This is a genomic window from Curtobacterium sp. B18 (genome assembly GCF_000333375.1).
GTDB lineage: Bacteria > Actinomycetota > Actinomycetes > Actinomycetales > Microbacteriaceae > Curtobacterium.
On sequence record NZ_BACZ01000273.1, the window covers coordinates 1 to 6251 of the forward strand.

At 72.8% G+C, this 6251-nt stretch carries 5 protein-coding genes; 2 read left to right on the forward strand and 3 right to left on the reverse strand.

Features of this window, described 5'->3' with window-relative positions:
- The coding region (locus I5E_RS06870) for an ROK family transcriptional regulator (protein ID WP_187290470.1) at positions 1-973 on the reverse strand (973 nt) is incomplete at its 3' end.
- Here I5E_RS06870 and I5E_RS06875 point away from each other — a divergent pair.
- The gene (locus I5E_RS06875) at positions 972-2660 is read left to right on the forward strand and encodes a beta-N-acetylhexosaminidase (protein ID WP_042723664.1); all 1689 of its coding nucleotides are present in this window, start codon (positions 972-974) and stop codon (positions 2658-2660) included. The two genes, I5E_RS06870 and I5E_RS06875, sit on opposite strands and share 2 nt — an antisense overlap.
- A 59-nt stretch (positions 2661-2719) precedes the next feature.
- Here I5E_RS06875 and I5E_RS06880 read toward each other — a convergent pair whose 3' ends face one another.
- Positions 2720-4273, reverse strand: a complete 1554-nt coding sequence (locus tag I5E_RS06880; RefSeq protein WP_022906334.1) for a hypothetical protein — start codon at positions 4271-4273, stop codon at positions 2720-2722.
- 173 nt (positions 4274-4446) lie between these two features.
- Here I5E_RS06880 and I5E_RS06885 point away from each other — a divergent pair, with 173 nt between their 5' ends.
- A complete protein-coding gene (locus I5E_RS06885) occupies positions 4447-5484 on the forward strand; it encodes a UDP-N-acetylglucosamine 4,6-dehydratase family protein (protein WP_022906335.1) in 1038 nt (345 codons plus the stop codon).
- Positions 5485-5549: 65 nt separating this feature from the next.
- On the opposite strand, the gene I5E_RS06890 is transcribed toward I5E_RS06885, so the two are convergent.
- Positions 5550-6251, reverse strand: a 702-nt coding sequence (locus I5E_RS06890) for a PTS fructose transporter subunit IIC (RefSeq protein WP_022906336.1), incomplete at its 5' end; no start/stop codon positions are given.

Genomic DNA, 6251 nt, shown 5'->3' on the forward strand with positions numbered 1-6251 from the left:
CGACCCCGGGGGCGACGTTCTCCGCGAGGGCACGGACCGCCGCCGCCGCCGCCGGGTCCACCTGCCCGGCCGAAGCCATGACGGACTCGACATCGGTGCCGGGGGCGATCCGCGCCTCCAGTCGGGCGGGTGCGTCGGGCCATCCCGTCGATGCCAGGCCGCCCATCTCGCCGGCGGCTCCGCGCGCACCGCGTGCGAGCGAGCCGTCGACGAGGTAGGCCGCACCGATCTGGCGACCCATCACGAGGTAGAGGCCGTCCTGCACCCCGCGGAAGCGTCCCCACATCGCCTCGGCCGTGGCGGCGAGCTTCGCGTCGTTGTCGAAGAACGTGGTCGACGTGGGGAAGAGGTCGCCGATCCGGCCGGGGACGCGTCGCTCCACCCACTGCGGGACCGCGACGGTGTAGTCGATCTCGCCGGAGCGGTCGACGACGGCGGGGACGCCGAAGGTCGCGGCGAGGAGCCGCGACGGGTCGGTGCCCTCGACGAGCCGCCGGACGACGTCCTGCACGCTCGCCCACGCCTGCTCGGCGGAGGCGAGGTCGGTGTAGACCTCCTCCACCCGGGCGAGCTGGCGGCCGCGCAGGTCCGAGCGGAGTCCCACGATGCCGTGCAGCCCGAGGTCGACGCCGAGCACGGACCCGGCCGCGGCGTCCGCACGGAACCGCTTCGCCCGGCGCCCGGCCTTGTTCGGCGTCGCGATGGCCTCGGCTTCGGTGACCCACCCCTCGTCGACCAGGTCGGCCAGGGCGGCCTCGACGGTGGGGCGGGACAGTCCGACGGTCCGACCGAGCTCGGTCACGGTGTGCGAGCCGTCGTCGCGGAAGAGCTCGGCGAGGATCGCGCGCGAGTTGATGAGTCGGAGCATCCCCGGGGCGCTGCCGACGACACCGTTCGGAAGCGTTGACACGGTCTCGTCCACGGCCATAGCCTCCATATTACGAAAGATCTTGAGGAATGTGGACTCCGACATGCTCATCCCACGGCCGCGCCGCACCGAACCGGGTGTCGGCGCCTTCGCGATCACCTCGTCGACCCGCATCGCCGCAGACGCCGCGAGCGAGTCGGTCCGACTGTACCTGCAGCAGACGCTGCGGGGTTCGACGGGACTGCCGGTGCGCGACGCCGCGGACGACCCGGGGGCGTCGGCGGACGTGATCTCGCTCCGTGTGGCCGAGGACGACTCGCTTCCCACGGGCCCGGGCGGTGACCGCTCCGAGTCCTTCCGACTCGTGGTCGCCCCCGACGGCGTCGAGGTCACGGGCGGCGGCGCCGCCGGCGTGTTCTACGGCGTCCAGGCACTCCTGCAGTCCCTGCCGGCCGACGTGTACCGCAGGGGCCGGGTCGGCGACGGCCCGTGGACGGTCCCGGCGGTCACGGTCGAGGACGCCCCGGCCTTCGCCTGGCGTGGCGTCATGCTCGACGTCGCGCGGCACTTCCGGACGAAGCACGAGGTCATGCGGGTGGTCGACCAGCTCGCGGCCCACCGCCTGAACCGCCTGCACTTCCACCTCACCGAGGACCAGGGGTGGCGCATCGAGATCCGGAAGTACCCGCGCCTGACCGAGGTCGGCTCGTGGCGGAAGGAGTCCCAGGTCGGAGCGCACGTCGCCGACGCCGACGGTGTCCTCCGCCCGGCGTCGTTCGACGGTCGCCCGCACGGCGGCTACTACACGCAGGACGACATCCGCGAGATCGTCGCCTACGCGAGCGACCGGTTCGTCACGGTCGTCCCGGAGATCGAGACCCCCGGGCACGTCCGCGCCGCCCTCGCGGGCTACCCGTCGCTCGGCGTCTCGGGCGACCCCGTCGACGTGTGGACCGAGTGGGGCATCGCCGAGGACGTCCTCAACGCCGAGGAGTCCACGATCGCCTTCTTCCAGGACGTCCTCGACGAGGTCGTCGCCCTGTTCCCGTCCGAGTACATCGGCGTCGGCGGGGACGAGTGCCCCAAGGTGCAGTGGCAGGACGACCCCCGCACGCAGGAGCGCATCCGTGAGCTCGGCCTCGCCGACGAGGAACAGCTGCAGGCGTGGATCATCGGCCGGCTCGCCGCGCACGTCGAGTCGCACGGGCGGCGGGCCTTCGGCTGGGACGAGATCCTCGAGGGCGGCACGCTCTCGAAGTCGGCGACCGTGCTGTCCTGGCGCGGCCTGACCGGCGCCCGGACCGCGGCGAAGCGGGGGCACGACGTGATCTCCGCGCCGGACGACCAGGTGTACCTCGACTACCGGCAGAGCGACCTCGCGACCGAGCCGATCCCGGTGTCGATCGTCCTCACCGTCGACGACGTGTTCGCGTTCGACCCGGTGCCGGCGGACCTCACGGACGCCGAACGCGCGCACGTCATCGGCGGCCAGGGCAACATGTGGACCGAGCACGTGGACACCGCCCGCAAGCTCGACTACCAGCTGTTCCCCCGCGTCGCGGCACTGGCCGAGGCCCTCTGGTCGGCCGACGTCACCGGACCGCGGGACGTCGCGGAGTTCCGGGGTCGCCTCGCCGAGCACACGGCCCGGCTCGAGGCGATGGGCATCGAGTACCGACACGACGCCGGGCCCTTCCCGTGGGAGCAGCGTCCGGGCGTGCCCGGCCGTCCGCACTCGCGCGAGGAACGCGCCGCGTACATCGACGCGGTCACGGCGAACATCGCCGACTGACGAGCCGAGCGGGACGCCGGGGCCACCGTCGGCACCGAGAACGGGCGGCGCATGGTCGCTCAGCCGAAGGTGGGCACCGGCCGGACCTGCTCGACCTCGTGCCCGACGTCCGAGGTCCTCGCCCCGGTGACGACCGCGCAGCTCATCGACAGGCTCCAGAACGAGGTGGGCTCCTGCCGCGTCGGCGGACCCGGGGTGTCCTGCTGCGTCTGCGGCGCACTGCGGATCCGGATCGCCCGGTCGGCCGGGAGCGTGCGGCAGGCTTCGCGGGCGGCGGCCACCGCAGCCGTGTACCGCGGACCGTCCGTGCGCAGGACCGGCCCCAGCGGCCGGAACTGCACGACCACGAGGACGAGCAGGACCACGGCGACGGTCGACCGCACCGCCGTGCCGAGGGCGGGACGGCGGGGAACGCGCCGGGGCCGCAGCGATCGTCGCGACGGATCGGCGGACGCGGGCGCCGCCACCCCGACGGCGCTCCGGGTGCGACTCCAGCGTCGGGGCGTCACGAGCGCGAGCAGGACGAGCACGAGCCCGGCGGTGTCGGGGAACACCCCGTACCGGCTCACCCACGCGTACCGGAGGAACTCCGGCGACATGCCGGCGTAGGCGTAGGCGGGCTTCGGGTTGAGCACCACCGCCGCGCACCAGAGCACGACGGCGTACAGCGCGAGGACGACCGCGAGGGTCCGTTGCGTCCGGTCGCCGCGGACGAGCACCCAGACGAAGGCGACGACGAAGGGCACCAGGAAGAGCAGCCCCGCCCAGGGGCCGACGGCCGCGAGGAACTCGCCGGACGCGGCCCGCGAGAGGAAGGTCGTCATCCCGGCGTTCAGTCCGAACCCGTCCGCGAGCGACGCGAGGTCGATGGTCGCGCGCCCGACCTGTCCGCGGTGCCGGTCCGAACCGAGCCACACGGCGAGCTGCAGACCGGCACCGGCGAGGAAGGCGGCCCTGACGGGCCAGGTCCGACGAGCCCTGAGCCCGAGGACGAGCAGCGGCGCGAACACGATCGCCTGCGTCTCGGTCAGGGCGCCGAGCAGGGTCACGACGGCCAGCCCGACGCTCGACGCCCAGGTGCGTGGCCGGTGCAGGAGCACGAACGGCATCATCCACAGGAAGTACGCGTGCACGTTCGCGAGGTTGCCGAGGACCTCGTTCGTCGCGATCGGGACGAGCACCACCGCGAGGGCGATCCCCGCCCGAGCGGCGAGCGCGGCGCCCGGCGTCAGTCGCGCGGTGGCGTCCCGCGTGCACACGAAGACCACCGCCGCGACGAGGCCGGTCCCGACGACGGCTCCGAACGCGATGCCGGTCGCCCACCCCTCGACCGGCAGCACGTGCTGCACGACCCCCGCCACGAGCCGCGGGTACTGGTGTAGGTACCCCGCGTAGCTGTGGGTGAGCGTCCCGAGCGTGCCGTACTGCACGCCTTCGCCGAGGAACGTCCGGCCGTCCTCCGCCCAGAGCACGTCCCGCACCGCCGCGGGCATGCGCGACCAGGCGAGGACGACCGCGAGGACGAAGACCCCGACGGCACCGGCCCGCTCCCAGCGGCCGACGCGGGACCCGTCGTCGCGGATCGGCGCGTCGGGGGCGGGTGCTGTTCGCATCGGATCCGTTCGTCTCTCGGTCGGCGACCAGCGTACTGGGCGGTGGAGGACGCCGGGCAGAGCGCCCGCGGCTGCGCGGCGTGCAGTGCAGCACGCCATCATGACGAACGTTGTTATTTCACATACGAGGTGTTACCGTGGGATGGTCGATCGAAACCGTCCCGAGGAGCGCCATGTCCGATCCCCTGTCCCAGCCCGACCTCCACGGTCTGGACCTGCACGACCTCGTCGGCACCACTCCGACCCCGACCGACCTCGACGGCATGGCGGACCTCGTCCGCGGGCGCCGCGTCCTCGTGACCGGCGCGGGTGGGTCGATCGGCAGCGAACTGTGCCGGCAGCTCGTCGCGCTGGCCCCACGCGAGGTCATCATGCTCGACCGCGACGAGACCGCCCTGCAGCAGGTGCAGGTCTCGGTCGCCGGGCACGGCCTGCTCGACACCCGTGACGTCGTGCTCGCCGACATCCGCGACGCCGAGGCGATCGACCAGGTCATGCGGACCCGCCGCCCGGACGTCGTGTTCCACGCCGCGGCCCTGAAGCACCTCCCGATGCTCGAGCAGTACCCGGACGAGGCCTGGAAGTCGAACGTGCTCGGCACCCGGAACGTCCTCGCGGCCGCGGTCGCCGCCGACGTCCCGACGCTCGTCAACGTCTCCACCGACAAGGCCGCGAACCCCACGAGCGTGCTCGGGTACACGAAGCGGATCGCCGAGCGGCTGACGGCGTGGACCGCGGCCGAGACCGGTCGACGCTACGTGTCGGTCCGGTTCGGCAACGTCCTCGGCAGCCGCGGGTCGATGATCCCGCTCTTCGCCGACCTCATCCGCGCCGGACGCCCCGTGACCGTCACCCACCCCGACGCCACCCGGTACTTCATGACCATCCCCGAGGCCTGTCACCTCGTGATCCAGGCCGCGGCGATCGCCGAACCGGGCGAGGTCCTCGTGCTCGACATGGGCCAGCCCGTCCGGATCCTCGACGTCGCGACGCGGATGATCGACGTCCTCGGTGGCACGTCCGACATCGTGTTCACCGGACTCCGCGCCGGCGAGAAGCTGCACGAGGAACTCATCGGCGCCGGCGAGGTCGAGCGCCGCCCCGTGCACCCGAAGATCTCGCACGCGTCGGTGCCGCCCCTCGCGCCGAGCGAGCTCGACGCCACCACCGATCCGCGGACGGCGCCGATCGAGCTCGCCGTGGCGGCCTGACACCCCGGACACGAACAGGAGGCGCGGTGCCAGCCGGCACCGCGCCTCCTGTCAGCAGGTGGTGACTAGACCGCCACCGCGACCCGCTCGTCGGCCGTGACCACGGCGTCCTCCGACGCGGCCGGGGCCCGTCGGACCCACTTCTTCAGCCCGACGAGGACCAGCGCCGACACCACGGTGCCCGCCAGGATCGCCACGATGAACATCGCCACGTCCCCGATCGCGAAGAAGACGAAGATCCCACCGTGCGGCGCCCGCGAGGTCACACCGGCGGCCATCGAGATCGCACCCGTGACCGCGGCACCGATCATCGACGCCGGGATGACCCGCAGCGGGTCGGCGGCCGCGAACGGGATCGCACCCTCCGAGATGAACGACGCACCGAGCAGCCACGCGGCCTTGCCGTTCTCGCGCTCCGGCTTCGTGAAGCCCTTGCGGTAGAGCACGGTCGAGGCGAGCGCCAGGGCCAGCGGCGGGACCATGCCCGCGGCCATCACGGCGGCCATGATCTCGAACGGGACGACGTTCGTGGCGGAGCCGGCACCGAGACCGGCGACCGCGAACGCGTACGCCACCTTGTTCACCGGGCCACCGAGGTCGAACGCCATCATCAGGCCGAGGATGATGCCGAGCAGGATCGCCGAGGCACCGGACAGCGAGTTGAGCCACGCGGTGAGCTGCGTCATGACCCAGGCGATCGGGCCGCCGAGCACCAGGAGCATCAGGCCCGAGGCGATGATCGACGCGAACAGCGGGATGATCACGAC

Coding starts and splice junctions, on each gene's coding strand:
- I5E_RS06875 (WP_042723664.1), top strand. CDS start 972: ATGCTCATCCCACGGCCGCGCCGCACCGAACCGGGTGTCGGCGCCTTC.
- I5E_RS06880 (WP_022906334.1), bottom strand. CDS start 4,273: ATGCGAACAGCACCCGCCCCCGACGCGCCGATCCGCGACGACGGGTCC.
- I5E_RS06885 (WP_022906335.1), top strand. CDS start 4,447: ATGTCCGATCCCCTGTCCCAGCCCGACCTCCACGGTCTGGACCTGCAC.